Consider the following 15,566-nt stretch of genomic DNA (forward strand, 5'->3'; position numbering starts at 1 on the left):
GGGAAGCGGCTTTTTTACGTTCAGATTTCCCCCGCATGGCCGCTAACAAGGGCTTGACCATGTTTTTGAGCCATTTGAGTGCTTAACGCAGGCAGTACAGGCACAATGCCAGCTGTCGATATTTCTGTTGTCACGCCGGGTAGGAGTCATCCCCCTTGCCGCGTTTTTCTCCCGTACGGTTCAGCCATTTCCTGCCATCGTTGCTGTTGCTGGTTGCGGGGCTTGCTGCTGCGTACGTGAAGGACCTCAACGTCTTCTTCACTTCGCTGTTCAACGTGCTGCCAACCCTGGTTCTGTTGTTGGGTGGTGCGTACTGCGGGGTCTATCGGCGGCAGCGCGAGCTGTTTCTGATGATCACGGTCTACATCGCTTACTACCTGCTCGACACCCAGACCGATTATTACCGAGACAATGGCAAGGTGCGTGAAGACGCGGCCGTGGTCTTTCACCTGTGCTGCCTGTTGCTGCCGCTGCTGTTCGGTGTGTTCGCCGCATGGGAGGAACGCACTCATTTGTTCCGCGATCTGGTGGCCCGCTTCGCCGTATTGTTCGCGGTTGGCAGTGTCGCCCTGGCGTTGGAGCAAAGTTATCCACAGGCGCTGCTGAACTGGCTGGCAGTGATCCGCTGGCCGGCCCTGCATGGCAACTGGATGAGCCTGATTCAGTTGGCGTACCCGGTGTTTTTCGCGTGCTTCGTCTTGTTGACGGTGCAATACCTGCGCAAACCGCGTCCGTTGCACGCCGCTCAGATAGTGGGTTTGGTGGGGCTGTTCTGGGCGCTGCCGAAAACATTCATCCTGCCGTTCACCCTGAACGTCATGTGCAGCCAGGTGATGCTGATGATTGCTGCGGCCGTTGCGCATGAGGCTTATCAAATGGCCTTCCGCGATGAGCTCACAGGGCTGCCGGGTCGTCGTGCGCTCAATGAGCGCATGCAGCGTCTGGGGCGCAATTATGTGCTGGCGATGACCGACGTCGATCACTTCAAGAAATTCAACGACACCCATGGGCACGACGTCGGCGATCAGGTGCTGCGTCTGGTGGCCAGCAAACTGTCGAAAGTCACCGGCGGCGGTCGCGCCTATCGCTATGGCGGTGAAGAGTTTGCGGTGGTGTTTGCTGGCAAGACGCTGGAAGAATGCCTGCCTCACCTGGAGGCGATCCGCGAAGCCATCGGCACGTACGACATCCATCTACGCAATCAGGATCGCCCACAAGACGATCAACAGGGGCGTCAACGCAGAAGCGGCGCCCAGGCGAACAGCGTTTCGGTGACCGTCAGCATCGGTGTCGCCGAACGGCAAGTGGACCACCGAACCGCTGAGGAAGTCCTCAAATCTGCCGACCAGGCGCTCTACAGTGCCAAAGGTGCGGGGCGTAATTGCGTGATGTCCCACGGCCAGAACCGCCGCGGCGCGGTGCGGATGGCTGGCGCTGCCGGTTGAGTGATGGCGGCGTATTCAGCGTCTCTAGTGTGATTGTTCGGGTCAGGTCTGCGCAGTAGGTTGACGCATCTGCTGCCGGAGAAATAACCATGCCTGACTATAAAGCCCCCCTGCGTGACATGCGTTTTCTGATCGATCACGTTTTCGACTTCCCTGCTCATTACGCAAAGCTGGGGGCCGACGACGCGAGCCCGGATATGGTCAGCGCGATCCTTGAAGAAGGGGCCAAGTTCTGCGAACAGGTGCTGTCGCCGCTGAACCGGTCTGGCGATGAAGAAGGCTGTCATTTCGATCAGGGCGTGGTCACCACACCCAAGGGCTTCAAGGAAGCGTTTGCCCACTACGTCGAGGGCGGCTGGCACGGCCTGGCAGCGGATCCGGCTTATGGCGGGCAGGGCTTGCCGTTGTCTCTGGGCCTGGTCATCAGCGAAATGATCGGGTCGAGCAATACGTCGTGGGGGATGTACCCCGGCCTGACCCACGGCGCGATGTCGGCGATCCATACCCACGGCACCGAAGCGCAGAAACAGACCTACCTGAGCAAGCTCACAGAAGGTCAATGGACCGGGACTATGTGCCTGACTGAAGCCCATTGCGGCACCGACCTGGGCATCATCAAAACCCGGGCCGTACCGCAAGCGGATGGCAGCTACGCCGTGTCCGGCAGCAAGATTTTTATCTCCGCTGGCGAACACGACATGAGCCAGAATATCGTGCACCTGGTGCTGGCAAAACTGCCGGATGCACCGGCGGGTACCAAGGGCATCTCGCTGTTCATCGTGCCCAAGTTTTTGCCGGACGCCGCAGGCGACGCGGGCCAGCGCAATGGCGTGTCGTGTGGTTCGATCGAGCACAAGATGGGGATCAAGGCATCGGCCACCTGCGTGCTCAACTTCGACAGCGCCACCGGTTACCTGATAGGCGAGGCCAACAAGGGCCTCAACTGCATGTTCACCATGATGAACCATGCACGCCTGGGCACGGGGATGCAGGGCTTGTGCCTGGGCGAAGCCAGCTTCCAGGGCGCGATAAAATACGCCAATGAGCGTTTGCAGATGCGTGCGCTGACTGGCCCAAAAGCGCCGGATAAGGCCGCTGATCCGATCATTGTCCACCCTGATGTACGCCGCATGTTGCTGACCATGAAAGCCTTTAACGAAGGCAATCGCGCCCTGACGTACATGACTGCACAGCTGCTCGATACCGCCCACATGAGCAGCGATGCGGGTCAGCGCGAGGAGGCGGAAAACCTGTTGGCGTTCCTCACGCCGATCTGCAAAGCGTTCATGACCGAGACCGGCCTGGAAGTGACCAACCATGGCATGCAGGTCTTCGGCGGCCACGGTTATATTCGTGAGTGGGGCATGGAGCAGTTGGTGCGCGACTGTCGGATTGCACCCATTTATGAAGGCACCAACGGCATTCAGGCCCTCGATTTACTCGGTCGCAAAGTATTGGGCAGCCAAGGCAAATTGCTGCGCGGCTTCACCAAAATCGTCCACACATTTTGCGAAGCCAATGCCGGGCATCCGCAGCTCAAGGGCTTCGTCGCGCAGTTGAGTGGATTGAATAAGCAGTGGGGCGAACTGACCACCCACATCGGCATGGCGGCCATGAAAAACCCGGATGAAGTGGGCGCAGCTGCGCTGGATTACCTGATGTACAGCGGCTATATCATTCTTGGGTATCTGTGGTTGCGCATGGCGCTGGTGGCTCAGACTCAGCTGGATGACGGCAGCGGCGAGGCGGATTATTGCCAGGCCAAGCTGGCGACCTGCGCGTTCTACTTCAAACGCCTGTTGCCGCGCACCGGTGCCCATCAAGTTGCCATCGAGGCGGGCAGTGATTGCCTGATGCAGTTGCCCGCGCAGATGTTCGCCCTGTAATCCTTGCTTGATCGTGAGCGCGGCATCATTCCAATGAGCATGACCAAAAATTACAAATTGGTCATGCTTTGACCCTATGTGTCGCAAATGGTGTTCGGGTACACTCGATGCCTCCGTTACACCGGCTCAATTTTTTGCGAGGTTTGCCATGGCTGACTACAAAGCGCCCCTGCGTGATATGCGCTTCGTCCTTAATGAAGTTTTCGAGGTGGCCACGCTTTGGGCTCAGCTGCCGGCGTTGGCCGAAACAGTGGACGCCGACACGGTAGAAGCCATTCTCGAAGAGGCGGGCAAAGTCACCAGCAAAAGCATCGCGCCGCTCAGTCGTAGTGGTGATGAAGAGGGCTGCCACTGGCATGACGGCGTCGTGACCACTCCGGCCGGATTCACCGAGGCTTATCAGACGTACGCTGACGGTGGTTGGGTCGGTGTGGGTGGTGACCCTGCGTTCGGCGGCATGGGCATGCCCAAAGTGGTGTCGGCTCAGGTCGAAGAAATGATCAACTCCTCAAGCCTGGCGTTCGGTTTGTATCCGATGCTGACATCAGGTGCGTGTGTCTCGATCAACACCCATGCCAGCGAAGCGCTCAAGGCCACTTATCTGCCGAACATGTACGCTGGCGTCTGGGCCGGTTCCATGTGCCTGACCGAGTCCCACGCCGGTACCGATCTGGGGATTATTCGCACCAAGGCTGATCCTCAGGCCGACGGCTCCTACAAAATCAGCGGCACCAAGATATTCATCACGGGCGGCGAGCACGACCTGACTGAAAACATCATCCATTTGGTGCTGGCGAAGCTGCCAGATGCGCCAGCAGGCCCGAAAGGCATTTCGCTGTTCCTGGTGCCCAAGTTCATGGTCAATGCCGACGGCAGTCTGGGTGAGCGTAACCCGGTCAACTGTGGCTCCATCGAACACAAAATGGGTATCCAGGCGTCCGCTACCTGCGTGATGAACTTCGATGAAGCGGTCGGGTACCTCGTCGGTGAGCCCAACAAAGGCCTGGCGGCAATGTTCACCATGATGAACTACGAGCGTCTGGGCGTCGGCATCCAGGGCCTGGCCTCTGGCGAGCGTTCGTACCAGAACGCTATCGAATATGCCCGCGACCGCCTGCAAAGCCGCTCGCCGACCGGTGCTAAAGCCAAGGACAAAATCGCCGATCCGATCATTGTTCACCCCGATGTGCGCCGCATGCTATTGACCATGAAAGCCTCCAACGAAGGCGGTCGTGCGTTCTCCACTTACGTGGCCATGCAGCTGGATATCGCCAAGTTCAGCGAAGACGCTGCAGCGCGTAAACGTGCCGACGATCTGGTGGCGTTGCTGACGCCAGTGGCAAAAGCTTTCCTGACCGATCTCGGGCTGGAAACCACTGTGCACGGCCAGCAAGTGTTCGGCGGTCACGGCTTCATTCGTGAGTGGGGTCAGGAACAACTGGTCCGTGACGTGCGGATCACCCAGATCTACGAGGGCACTAACGGTATCCAGGCGCTGGACCTGGTCGGGCGCAAAATCGTTGGCAACGGCGGTGCGTACTACACGCTTTTCGCTGACGAAATTCGGCAGTTCGCCGCCGATGCTGGCAGCGAGCTGGCCGAATTCACCAAACCGTTGAACGCTGCACTCGATACCCTCGACGAGCTGACGCATTGGGTGCTGGAGCAATCCAAAGACAACCCCAACGAAATCGGCGCCGCGTCGGTCGAGTACCTGCACGCTTTCGGCTACACCGCCTACGCCTACATGTGGGCCTTGATGGCCAAGGCTGCGTTCGGTAAAGAAACCCAGGAAGACTTTTATGCCGGCAAACTGGGAACTGCGCGTTTCTACTTCGCCCGTTTGCTGCCGCGTATTCAGTCCTTGAGTGCATCGGTCAAGGCTGGCAGTGAAACGCTGTTCCTGCTGGATGCTTCGCAGTTCTGATTTAGGGTCGGACAGGTCTGACGCAATGTAAGCATTTGCTTACATAACGTGCTGCTGTTTGCCCCTATCGTTTGCATGGATCCAAAGCTAATCTACTTCACATGGACGTAGCGCAGGAAGCGCATAAAACACAACACGGACACGTAAGGATTCCTGCCAGGATGGCGGGGCGAAAAGGATGTCAGGGAAACAGTCTGCAAAGCCCCGCTTCGGCGGGGTTTTCTTTTTGTGCGCGATTTAGCGTCACACGCCTGCTGGATATCAGCTCAGCTCATCCAGCGACACCGGCAGGCCCGGACGTCCATTGACCACTTCCTCCATCAATGAACGCAGCAGTTCCAGCGTCGGCTGTTGACGTTGCGCGTCGCGGTAAACCAATCCAACCTTGAGCGGCACCCGCGGCTCTGTCAGCGGTTTCCAAAGCAGGGCCGGGTTTCCTTGAGTCCGCTGCACGCGCCCCGGTAATACCGTCGCCAACGTGGTATTGAGCAGGCTGTCGAGTATGCCTGACATGCTATTGAGTTCCGCCTGCACATGCGGCCTGCGTCCCAGGTTAGCCAGTTGTGCCTGCCAGATTTGCCGCACCTGATATTCCTCGCCCAGTAATAGCATCGGCAGTTCCGCCGCCTGACTTAGCGACACCTTCTTGAACTCGCGCAACGGGTGGTTGGCGGGGATGACCAACTGTAACTCGTCTTCATAGAGCAGCAAGCTGTGCAAGCCCGGTTGGTGCGCAGGCAGAAAGCTGATGCCGATGTCCAGCGCCCCATTGAGCAGGCGCCGTTCGATCTCCAGCCCGGACAGCTCGTAGATGTGCACCACCAAATGCGGCTGCGCCTTGCGTACGCGCTCGAGTAACTGTGGCACCAGGCCCAGCACGGTTTGCAGCACGCCAATCGCCAAGGTATGCGCCGACTGCCCTTTGAAGTTGCGCAGTGCATCGCGGGCGCGTTGCATGCCGTCGAGCAAAGGCAGGGCGTGGTTGTACAGCGTGTGTGCGGCCAGGGTCGGCACCAGACGCTTGCTGCTGCGCTCGAACAGGCTGACATCGAGGGTGTGTTCGAGCTGACGAATCTGCTGCGAAAGCGCCGGTTGCGACAGCGAAAGTCGCTCCGCGGCACGTCCGACGTGGCCTTCTTCATATACAGCGACAAAATACCGCAGCTGCCGAAAATCCATAAGTAAATCTTATCGAAAGTGCTGGGAAATCGAAATGGCTGTGAGCCCCTAGGAAGCCTAGTCTACGCCCATTCCACGAGGCTTACAGGGCCAGAAATTTCGATGAATAGCGTGTATGTCGAAGGCGTTTACATAGGGAAAGCAAAAAACCTTGGTCATGGATTGGTCATTGATATCGATAAACAACGGCTCGAACGCCGAACTTGGCTCTGGCCACAAGGCCTCGGATGTGATGAGCATGGCGATCCGCGCTTTCACACCGGCCCCGAGCGCGCCCTGCATCACTATCCCGCCGAACACTATGCCTACTGGCGCGCGCTTTACCCGCACATCGACTGGAGTGCCCCGGCGTTTGGTGAAAACCTCTCCACCCTTGGCTTGACCGAAGAACATGCCTGTCTGGGTGACATGTTCCGCTGGGGCACGGCGCTGCTGCAGATCAGTCAGCCGCGCTCGCCGTGTTATCGCTTGAGCCAGCGCTGGGGTCTGCAAGACATGCCACAACAGGCGCAAGACAGTGGTCGCTGTGGCTGGTTTTACCGGGTGCTCAAGCCCGGGTTCGTCAGCGCGAGCGATCCTTTCGAGCTGGTTCAGCGCAGCTACCCCGGCTTGACCGTCGCTTGGGCCTTGCGCAGTTTCTACACGGAGCCGCTGGAGCGTGCGGGTCTGAAAAAACTGGTGGATTGCCCCGCACTCGCTTCGCGCTGGCGTGATGTTGCGCTCAAGCGCTTGCGCACCGGGCAGGTCGAAGACTGGACTGATCGCCTGCTGGGGCTTCCGCTGGAGGGGTTACGGGCATGAACGTGTTCAAGCTGTTGTTTAGTCGTCTGGAACAGACTGACGCGGGTATCGAGCTGGAACCGGAAAGCGCTGATGCGTACGCCGGGCTCAGTCTGGGTGAGCGCTTGCGCTGCAGTACGGCCAGCGATCAGGTGCATATCGTCGATACTGCCGCCGAGGCCCGCGAGGTGGCAATCAGGCTGACAAGCACCTGGGGTCAGGAGCATCGCCGTGGTGCCTTCGGGATCATTTCGTCGGGCAGCAGCAGACCGAATGCGATCAACGTTCCGTTCAATGACCTGGCGGCGCTGCATGCCGCTGTCGACGCGCAGACTGTTGCGATCATTCTCGAGCCGATTCGTGGCAGCCAAGAAAGCCTGGCCGCGACCCGTGTGTACTTTCAGGGTGTCGCCCAGCTGTGTCGCGAGTTGAAGATCCTGTTGATTCTCGATGAAACCCTGACGGGCATGGGCCGTCGCGAAACGCTGCAGTGCGAAGCGTGTTGCGGGATCCGCGCCGACATCATCGTCCTGGGCGGCGCGGTGGAAGGCAACAGGCCGGTGGCCGCGGTATTGGCCCGCTCGACCGCTTCAAGTCACGAGCGCTGGGATGTTGTTGCGGCTTGAGGGGGGGCCTACACCGTGTCTCACCTGTCGATGACATCGCGATAAAACCGCCACTCCTCTTCCAGCGCATGGGCCTGGTTCGCCGCTTTGCGAAAACCGTGGCGCTCGTCGAGGTAGAAGTGGGCTTCGGCGCGGATATTATTGTCCAGCAGGGCCTTAAGCATGTCGCGGGTCTGCGCGGGCACTACCACCGTGTCCAGTTCGCCCTGAAAGAAGATCACCGGCACGCTGATCTCGCTGGCGTGCAATAGCGGGGTGCGGGCCTGATAGCGCTCGATATCTTTCTCGGGATCGCCGATCAGCCAATCCAGATAATCAGCCTCGAATTTGTGCGTCACACGGCCCAGTGCAATCGGATCGCTGACGCCATATAAACTTGCCCCTGCGCGAAATACCCGACGGAATGCCAACGCACACAGGGTGGTGTAACCGCCTGCACTGCCGCCTCGAATGAAGGCCTGATCAGGGTTGATCATCGACCGTTCGGCGAGGTGTGCGACCACGGCACAGGCGTCTTCGACGTCTGCGTCGCCCCAGTTCAAATGCAGGCTTTGCCGATAGGCGCGACCATAGCCGGTGCTGCCACGGTAGTTGAGGTCGGCGACGGCAAATCCACGTTGGCTCCAGTATTGGATACGCGGATCAAGGACCGGATAACAGGCCGATGTCGGGCCGCCATGAATGAACACCACCAAGGGAGGTTTTTGCTCACCGGTCATGGTCGGGTAGAAAAAGCCATGGGCTTCGCCGGTGCCGCTTGGGTAGCGCAGCGCTTGAGGGCGGCTGATGCGCTCGGCGGGCAGCGGCGCAACACCACCGGCCAGCACCTGCACGCGATGGTCCTTGCGCTGGATGACCAGGACGGCCGACGGGCTGATCGCCGAGGCCGCGATGCAGTAGATAAACTGCTCATCTACGGCCAGGCTGCGGAAGCGGCTGTAATCGCCAGTGAAATCCTCCAGCGTGCCGTCGGCATGACATAGACCCAGTCGGCCAAAACCCTCTTCGGACCAGCTCGCCAGATAATCGCCGTTACCCAGCGGCAACCACGTGCTGCCGCCCAATTGCCACGGCGCGGGGGAGTGATCAGCCTTGGCAGCAGGAAGCGCCGCGAGGCCGGTGGGCGTCTCTCCCCACGGCTGCCAGAATCCATCGCGATCAGTCAGGCAAAACAGGCGGTCTTGGGCATCGAAGCGTGGTTGTTGCAGAGACTCCTCGGTGACATCCCCGGCCACACAGCGTGCCGCTCCCCAATTGCCATCGGCCAGGCGTTCGACGCACATCAATCGGGTCGAGGTCCACGGCTGATGCGGGCGTTGCCACTCGATCCAGGCCAGGCGCTTACCGTTCGGGCTAAGGGTCGGTGCAGCATAGAAATCAGCGCCCTCAGCCAGCAGATGGCGTTCACCGTCCGTGACATCGAGGGCGACCAAGCGATGGGTGTTGTGATCCTCTTCGACCGCCAGAACCTGGCCATTGGCGAAGCGCAAATCACCGTAGCGTTTGCCGCCGTGGCTGAGTCGCTCGGGCACGCGGGTATCGAACCGCTGGCGATATATTTGCTGGTCAGCCTCATTGACGAACAGCACGGCGTCGTCGCTCAAGCAGAACGACCCGCCGCCATATTCGTAGACCCGACTGCGCACGCTGAAACCGTCTGGCGTCAGGCAGTGCGTCTGGCCCTGATGCCAGCGCCAGACGCGACAGGCCGCATCTTCAGGTCGGTATTCGTTCCAGAACAGGCCGGCCGGGCTGACCGCCAGCTCTGCGAAATCAACGCCCGCCGCCACCGCCTGTGCGGCACTTAAAAGCTCAGGATTTGATGATGAGGCGTGAGTTGCGTTCATTGCGGAAAGCCAGCTGCTCAATGGTCTGAGTAGCATACTCGGCTTCTTCGCGGGCCTGAATAATCATCCCGTGATGCTCCGATTTACTGCAGACCGGGTCGGCATTACTGGCATCACCGGTCAGCATAAAGGCCTGGCAACGGCATCCACCGAAGTCTTTTTCCTTCTCGTCGCAAGAACGGCAAGGCTCGGGCATCCAGTCATAACCACGGAAACGATTGAAGCCAAACGAGTCGTACCAGATGTGCTGCATGCTGTGATCGCGCACATTGGGAAACTGCACCGGCATCTGCCGCGCGCCATGGCACGGCAGGGCGGTGCCGTCCGGGGTCACGGTGAGGAAGATGCTGCCCCAGCCATTCATGCAGGCTTTTGGGCGCTCTTCGTAGTAGTCCGGGGTGACGAAAATCAGTTTGCACGGGTGATTTTCTGCGGCCAGTTTGGCCCGGTATTCGTTGGTGACGCGCTCGGCACGCACCAGTTGCTCGCGGGTCGGCAACAGGCCAACACGGTTGAGTTGGGCCCAGCCATAAAACTGGCAGGTGGCAAGCTCGACGAAGTCCGCTTCGAGTGCGATGCACAGCTCGATGATGCGGTCGATCTTGTCGATGTTGTGCCGGTGGGTGACAAAATTCAGCACCATTGGATAGCCGTGGGCTTTCACCGCGCGGGCCATCTCCAGCTTCTGCGCGAAGGCTTTTTTCGAGCCGGCCAGCAGGTTGTTCACTTGCTCGTCACTGGCCTGGAAGCTGATCTGGATATGGTCCAGCCCGGCTTTTTTGAAGTCAGCGATTTTCTGTTCGGTCAGGCCTATGCCGGAGGTGATCAGGTTGGTGTAGAAGCCCAGCCGACGCGCCTCGGCAATCAGTTCTGCCAGGTCCTGACGCACCAGCGGTTCGCCACCGGAAAAACCGATCTGCGCCGCGCCCATCTCCCGTGCTTCACGGAACACCTTGAACCACTCTTCGGTGGTCAACTCTTGCCCTTGCGCGGCGAAATCCAGCGGGTTGGAGCAGTACGGGCATTGCAACGGGCAGCGATACGTCAGCTCGGCCAGTAGCCATAAAGGCAAACCGGTTTCAGGCTTGGGCGGCAGTTGCTGCGTCAACTCAGATGAGTTCGATCCAGTGTTCAGCACGAGCGACCTCCATAAACTGCTCGACGTCGGCGCCGAGTTCGGGAAAGCCTGGGAACTGTTGGCCCAGCATCTCGATAATCACCGCGACGCTGCGTTCGCCATCGATCAGGCCACCGATGGCGCTGGCGCTTTCATTGAGTTTGATCATGCCTTCCGGGTACAGCAGCACATGACCTTTTTGCGCAGGCTCATACTGGAAACGATAGCCCTGGCGCCAGCGTGGCGTCAGGTGTTGATCGAAGCTCATAGGGCTATCCCCTTGTGCCAGACGCGCTGGTCGGTGACGCTGTGGTAGGGCGGGCGGTTCAGCTCATAGGCCATGCTCATGGCATCAAGCATGCTCCACAGTATGTCGAGTTTGAACTGCAAAATTTCCAGCATGCGCTGCTGGCCTTCGAACGTGGTGTAGTGCTGCAAGGTGATCGCCATCCCATGCTCCACGTCCCGTCGGGCCTGACCCAGACGGGTACGGAAATACTCGTAACCGGTGGGGTCGATCCACGGATAGTGCTGCGGCCAGCTGTCCAGGCGTGACTGGTGGATCTGCGGCGCGAACAGTTCGGTCAGCGAGCTGCTGGCGGCTTCCTGCCAATTGGCACGGCGGGCGAAGTTGACGTAGGCATCGACGGCAAAACGCACGCCGGGCAGGACCAACTCCTGCGAGCGCAACTGATCCGGGTCCAGCCCCACCGCCTGTCCCAGACGCAGCCAGGCTTCGATGCCACCGTCTTCACCCGGCGCGCCGTCGTGATCGAGCAAGCGCTGAATCCACTCGCGACGCACTTCGCGGTTCGGGCAGTTGGCCAGAATCGCGGCATCCTTGAGCGGGATGTTCACCTGGTAATAGAAGCGGTTGGCGACCCAGCCCTGAATCTGTTCACGGGTCGCACGGCCTTCGTACATCGCCACGTGGAACGGGTGATGGATATGGTAATACGCACCTTTGGCACGCAGGGCCTGTTCGAATTCAGCGGGGGACAGCGCAGTGGCGTCGCTCATGTGGGCTCCTAAAGCTCGATACTCATGCCGTCGTAGGCAACTTCGACATTACGCCGGGCCAGCTCGGCGCGCTCTGGGGAGTCTTCGTCGAGGATCGGGTTGGTGTTGTTGATGTGGATAAGCACTTTGCGCTGGTCCGGCAGTTGCTCCAGTACTTCGAGCATGCCGCCAGGGCCGTTCTGTGACAGGTGGCCCATCTCGCGACCGGTGCGGGTGCCGACGCCACGGCGCTGCATTTCGTCGTCTTCCCACATGGTTCCGTCCACCAACAGGCAGTCGGCGGCACGCATTTTCTGTATCAATGTTTCATCGACTTTGCCCAGGCCTGGCGCATAGAACAGCTTGCCACCGGTTTTCAGGTCTTCAACGATCAGGCCAATGTTGTCGCCCGGGTGCGGGTCGAAGCGGTGCGGCGAATAGGGAGGTGCGGCACTGCGCAACGGGAACGGGGTGAAGCGCAGGTTCGGGCAGGCGGGGATGACAAAGCTGCCCTCAAGCTCAATGCGGTTCCAGTTCAGGCCGCCGTTCCAGTGGGTCAGCATGGGGAACAGCGGGAAGCCGGTGCTCAGGTCCTCATGAACCATGTCGGTACACCAGACCTGATGCGGGCAGCCTTCGCGCAGGCTGAGCAGGCCGGTGGTGTGGTCGATCTGGCTGTCCATCAACACGATGGCGTTGATGCCGGTGTCACGCAGGGCACGGCCCGGTTGCATGGGCGCGAAGCCTTGGAGTTGTGCGCGGATGTCGGGCGAGGCGTTGCACAACACCCAATGCACGCCGTCGTCCGACAGGGCGATGGAGGATTGAGTGCGAGCCACAGCCCGCAGGCTACCGTCGCGAAAGCCCGCGCAGTTGGTGCAGTTGCAGTTCCACTGAGGGAAACCACCCCCCGCGGCGGATCCTAGAATCTGGATGTACATATCAGCTCCACCACGAGAGGTTCGAAATTTGGTTTTCAATGACGCTATAAATAAAAACGCCCCGGCGAGCCGAGGCGTTGGACAGCGTCGACATCAACGGCTTGCGAAGTACATGGTGACTTCAAAGCCGATCCGCAGATCAGTGTAAGCAGGTTTAGTCCACATAAAAGACTCCTTTAGAGTAGGTACAGCGGGGATAACTACATCTTTAGTCCACCTTCGCAGGGAGACGTTCAGATACTTAGGTAGCTATGTTACTAAACTCCTGTCCTTGTATACGCCGCCATTTTCAACAAAGCCAATTGCAGAATTGAGGACAGTTACCCGACCGCTTGCCAGGGAAGGCCCGGGCTCAAGCGGTTAGCCAAGCATAGCCAGCCGCCAGTCGCATTCAGCAGCCGATCAGCGGCGCTCAGTAATTGTTGCTGATTGATGCATAAAAGAGCCGTTTGCAGATGGCGCGGATACTGTTCGTCATGCCCGGCAAGGTGCGCCTGCCAGAGCCATTCGCTGGCTTGCAGGAGGTCCATGGCGGCTATCTCGAACTGCGCGGCCAATGCTTGCTGCTGTAGCGGCAGATTCGCTTCGCAGATCAACGTCGGCAAGCGGCTGATGAAGTCTTGCAGGTGGCTGACGATGTCCTCTGCCATGGCGCTGGGCGATTGCACGCCCAACAGCCATCCCGCTTGCCCGGCTACCTGCCGAAAACCGCTGAACACGGCATAGCCCAGTTGCAGTTCGACCCGCAGGCGTTGATAGAAGGGCGCTTGCCCCAGGTGCGCCAATACGCGCCAGGCGGCTTCGTCAAACAGGCTTTGGCTCGGCGCGGGGCAGAACAGTAGCACTGCATTTTCAGATGATTCCGACGGCTCTGTGTGCCAGTGTTTACCCGGCCGAGAGGGCAGTGCTTTCAAGGGCTGGTCATCGAGCGTGCCGGGCATCAGCTTCAGCTCGGCATTCAGCGCGGCGCGGTCATCGTCTGTCAGGCCGACAGCAAAACCCATCCACTGCGCAGTTGACCACCGGGCCGGTAAATCGTCGGTGTGAACGCACACAACAGGGCCTTGGCAGACATCCGGCAAGCGCTTGAGCAACTGCCGGATCGGAATCAGGGCGGGCTCGGTGCTGGCTTGGCCATATCGTGCCAAGGTGTTGCTGTCGGGCGCCGTCAGCCAGCGCAAGGCGTGACGGAGGATGGCCGGCATCGGTGCAGACAGGCCGCTCAGCTTGAGTTGCCAAAAATGGCCGTACGCACTGAATCCAAGGCTGACACCCGCTTGTTGCGCGGTATCACTGAGGGTTTTCAGGCTGTCGTTGAGCATCTGCCACAGGACGGGATGCGCCGCGTCCAGCCGCCAGCGCAGGAAAATCGCCCCTTCGCCGGAGTCGCAGGGCAGGGCATCGCTGAAGTGCATGGACGCCGCCGCTGGTACGCTCATGACCGGCGGCGTGGCAGGGCGCAGGAAGGGATTGGGTTCAGGTAAGCGCCACGCAATCTGTTCTGTGCTCAAGTTATCCACAGCCGCGTCGGCCAGCGGATGTAACACCCGCGAGGGCTGCAATTGTGCGAGCAGGGCGTTGAGGGGCCGCAGCAAATCCGCAGGCTCAAGGCGCTTACTAAAATGCCGTGCCAGATCGAGGGCGCTGCCCACCGCCAAGCGGCGTTGTTGCAGCAGCGCGTATTCTTCACGCAGGGTCGGCCAGTCGCCCTGAGCCTTGAAGAACGCCAGCCAGTCAAAGAACAACGCGGTGATCTGCCTGCGTTGTTCAATGCCGTCGACACTCAATGCGCACTCGATATTGAGCAACAGTTGTTGATCGAACTGATACAACGGTGCGGCGCTGAGCGATTCGATCAAGCCGCGTTCACGCAGTTCGAATAGCAACCCGCCAGGGTGTGCGGCGGTCAGCCAGGTACAGAAAAACGCCACCGCTTCGGGGCTGGACTCCGGTAAGTCTTCGCACGCAAAAACCAGATGCAGCCGACGCGGGTCAGCGATGGGCTGCAGGCGGGGCGCTTCGTTCATCAATGGCGCAGACCTGGACTGTTCAGTCTTTTCCCCTGCGGCGATGCAGCTGCCAAACGCCGTGGCCAGGGCTTTCAACTCGGCCAGCGGTTGCGGACCGGTCAGGCTCAAGGTCATCTGCCCGGCCTGATAAAAACGCTGATAAAAGTCGTGCAACGCCTGCTGGAAAGCCTGGCGCGGGACCGGCAGGCTGTAGCGATTACCGGCATGAAACGCGCGCAGTGGGTGTTGCGCAGAAAGGGGTTGGATCAAGTCTGTTTGATAACGCGCTTCGGCATCCCGCGACCATGCGATGAACTCGGCATGCAGCACTTCACGCTCGCGCAGTTGATCGGCCGGGGCCATGCGCGGATGAGCGAGCATTTCACACAGGCGCTCCAGCCCTTGGGCAAACACGGGCTGCGGTAGCTCGAAGAAGAAGTCTGTGGTGCGCTCTCGGGTACTGGCATTGGCCTGTCCACCATGACGCTGGACGAAGGCCATCAGATTCTCTTCGGCTGGAAACTGTTCGGTACCGAGAAAAAACAAATGCTCAAGAAAGTGCGCCAGGCCTGGCCACATCGGGGGCACGTCATGACTGCCGGCCGCCACTCGCAAGGCTGCCGCGCAGCGCTTCAGGCGCGGGGCGTGACACAGCACAACCCGCAACCCGTTGGGCAAGGTGAGGTGTTCGACAGTGTAGGAGTTCAGCGCGGGCATGCCATCTTCCGGCGTATCAGCGAGAGGATTGTCATGCTAGCGGATATGCCGGGGTTTGGGTCGGTATTGCTAGCGCGAAGAACGCGACACGGT

13 protein-coding genes are annotated in these 15,566 nt (G+C 59.8%); 5 read left to right on the top strand and 8 right to left on the bottom strand.

Going from position 1 to position 15,566, the window contains the following annotated elements:
- Positions 1-155: 155 nt before the first annotated feature.
- The 3 genes from AC1MEA_RS09330 (at position 156) to AC1MEA_RS09340 (ending at position 5,258) form a co-directional block, all read left to right on the top strand.
- Complete coding sequence (locus AC1MEA_RS09330) at positions 156-1,445, top strand: GGDEF domain-containing protein (protein WP_480917524.1); 1,290 nt, start codon at positions 156-158, stop codon at positions 1,443-1,445.
- 89 nt (positions 1,446-1,534) lie between these two features.
- Positions 1,535-3,331, top strand: coding sequence for an acyl-CoA dehydrogenase C-terminal domain-containing protein (locus tag AC1MEA_RS09335; protein WP_480917526.1), 1,797 nt, complete (start codon positions 1,535-1,537; stop codon positions 3,329-3,331).
- Positions 3,332-3,479: 148 nt separating this feature from the next.
- Complete coding sequence (locus AC1MEA_RS09340; RefSeq protein ID WP_480917527.1) at positions 3,480-5,258, top strand: acyl-CoA dehydrogenase C-terminal domain-containing protein; 1,779 nt, start codon at positions 3,480-3,482, stop codon at positions 5,256-5,258.
- A 261-nt stretch (positions 5,259-5,519) separates the two neighbouring features.
- Here the strand turns inward: AC1MEA_RS09340 and AC1MEA_RS09345 are convergent, their stop codons facing one another.
- Entirely contained in the window at positions 5,520-6,437 is a 918-nt protein-coding gene (locus AC1MEA_RS09345; protein ID WP_449633890.1) for a LysR family transcriptional regulator, read from the bottom strand.
- A 102-nt stretch (positions 6,438-6,539) separates the two neighbouring features.
- Between AC1MEA_RS09345 and AC1MEA_RS09350 the strand changes: the two genes are divergently transcribed.
- Positions 6,540-7,238: an MOSC domain-containing protein gene (locus AC1MEA_RS09350; protein WP_480917529.1), complete on the top strand. Its 699-nt coding sequence runs from the start codon at positions 6,540-6,542 to the stop codon at positions 7,236-7,238.
- Positions 7,235-7,843, top strand: a complete 609-nt coding sequence (locus tag AC1MEA_RS09355) for an aminotransferase class III-fold pyridoxal phosphate-dependent enzyme (RefSeq protein WP_480917531.1) — start codon at positions 7,235-7,237, stop codon at positions 7,841-7,843. Before AC1MEA_RS09350 ends, AC1MEA_RS09355 begins: the two co-directional genes overlap by 4 nt.
- Before the next feature lie 20 nt (positions 7,844-7,863).
- Here AC1MEA_RS09355 and AC1MEA_RS09360 read toward each other — a convergent pair whose 3' ends face one another.
- The 7 genes from AC1MEA_RS09360 to pqqF all read right to left on the bottom strand — a co-directional run bounded on the left by AC1MEA_RS09360 (position 7,864) and on the right by pqqF (position 15,473).
- Complete coding sequence (locus AC1MEA_RS09360; protein WP_480917533.1) at positions 7,864-9,690, bottom strand: S9 family peptidase; 1,827 nt, start codon at positions 9,688-9,690, stop codon at positions 7,864-7,866.
- Complete coding sequence (gene pqqE, locus AC1MEA_RS09365; RefSeq protein WP_374029324.1) at positions 9,656-10,828, bottom strand: pyrroloquinoline quinone biosynthesis protein PqqE; 1,173 nt, start codon at positions 10,826-10,828, stop codon at positions 9,656-9,658. Before pqqE ends, AC1MEA_RS09360 begins: the two co-directional genes overlap by 35 nt.
- Positions 10,800-11,075, bottom strand: a complete 276-nt coding sequence (pqqD, locus tag AC1MEA_RS09370) for a pyrroloquinoline quinone biosynthesis peptide chaperone PqqD (RefSeq protein WP_219064573.1) — start codon at positions 11,073-11,075, stop codon at positions 10,800-10,802. The genes pqqE and pqqD overlap by 29 nt, the downstream gene beginning before the upstream one ends.
- Positions 11,072-11,827 (bottom strand): pyrroloquinoline-quinone synthase PqqC, encoded by a 756-nt coding sequence (gene pqqC, locus AC1MEA_RS09375; RefSeq protein WP_219064574.1) that lies wholly within the window; start codon positions 11,825-11,827, stop codon positions 11,072-11,074. The genes pqqD and pqqC overlap by 4 nt, the downstream gene beginning before the upstream one ends.
- 8 nt (positions 11,828-11,835) lie before the next feature.
- Positions 11,836-12,747 (bottom strand): pyrroloquinoline quinone biosynthesis protein PqqB, encoded by a 912-nt coding sequence (pqqB, locus tag AC1MEA_RS09380; RefSeq protein ID WP_449633893.1) that lies wholly within the window; start codon positions 12,745-12,747, stop codon positions 11,836-11,838.
- A 93-nt stretch (positions 12,748-12,840) separates the two neighbouring features.
- A complete protein-coding gene (gene pqqA / locus AC1MEA_RS09385) occupies positions 12,841-12,912 on the bottom strand; it encodes a pyrroloquinoline quinone precursor peptide PqqA (RefSeq protein WP_008365141.1) in 72 nt (23 codons plus the stop codon).
- Positions 12,913-13,067: 155 nt separating this feature from the next.
- Complete coding sequence (pqqF, locus tag AC1MEA_RS09390) at positions 13,068-15,473, bottom strand: pyrroloquinoline quinone biosynthesis protein PqqF (RefSeq protein WP_480917535.1); 2,406 nt, start codon at positions 15,471-15,473, stop codon at positions 13,068-13,070.
- Positions 15,474-15,566: the final 93 nt, after the last annotated feature.

This window comes from Pseudomonas sp. ASL8, assembly GCF_056680355.1.

Coding starts and splice junctions, on each gene's coding strand:
- pqqB (WP_449633893.1), bottom strand. CDS start 12,747: ATGTACATCCAGATTCTAGGATCCGCCGCGGGGGGTGGTTTCCCTCAG.
- AC1MEA_RS09335 (WP_480917526.1), top strand. CDS start 1,535: ATGCCTGACTATAAAGCCCCCCTGCGTGACATGCGTTTTCTGATCGAT.
- pqqF (WP_480917535.1), bottom strand. CDS start 15,473: ATGCCCGCGCTGAACTCCTACACTGTCGAACACCTCACCTTGCCCAAC.
- AC1MEA_RS09355 (WP_480917531.1), top strand. CDS start 7,235: ATGAACGTGTTCAAGCTGTTGTTTAGTCGTCTGGAACAGACTGACGCG.
- pqqC (WP_219064574.1), bottom strand. CDS start 11,827: ATGAGCGACGCCACTGCGCTGTCCCCCGCTGAATTCGAACAGGCCCTG.
- pqqD (WP_219064573.1), bottom strand. CDS start 11,075: ATGAGCTTCGATCAACACCTGACGCCACGCTGGCGCCAGGGCTATCGT.
- AC1MEA_RS09350 (WP_480917529.1), top strand. CDS start 6,540: ATGAATAGCGTGTATGTCGAAGGCGTTTACATAGGGAAAGCAAAAAAC.
- AC1MEA_RS09345 (WP_449633890.1), bottom strand. CDS start 6,437: ATGGATTTTCGGCAGCTGCGGTATTTTGTCGCTGTATATGAAGAAGGC.
- AC1MEA_RS09360 (WP_480917533.1), bottom strand. CDS start 9,690: ATGAACGCAACTCACGCCTCATCATCAAATCCTGAGCTTTTAAGTGCC.
- AC1MEA_RS09340 (WP_480917527.1), top strand. CDS start 3,480: ATGGCTGACTACAAAGCGCCCCTGCGTGATATGCGCTTCGTCCTTAAT.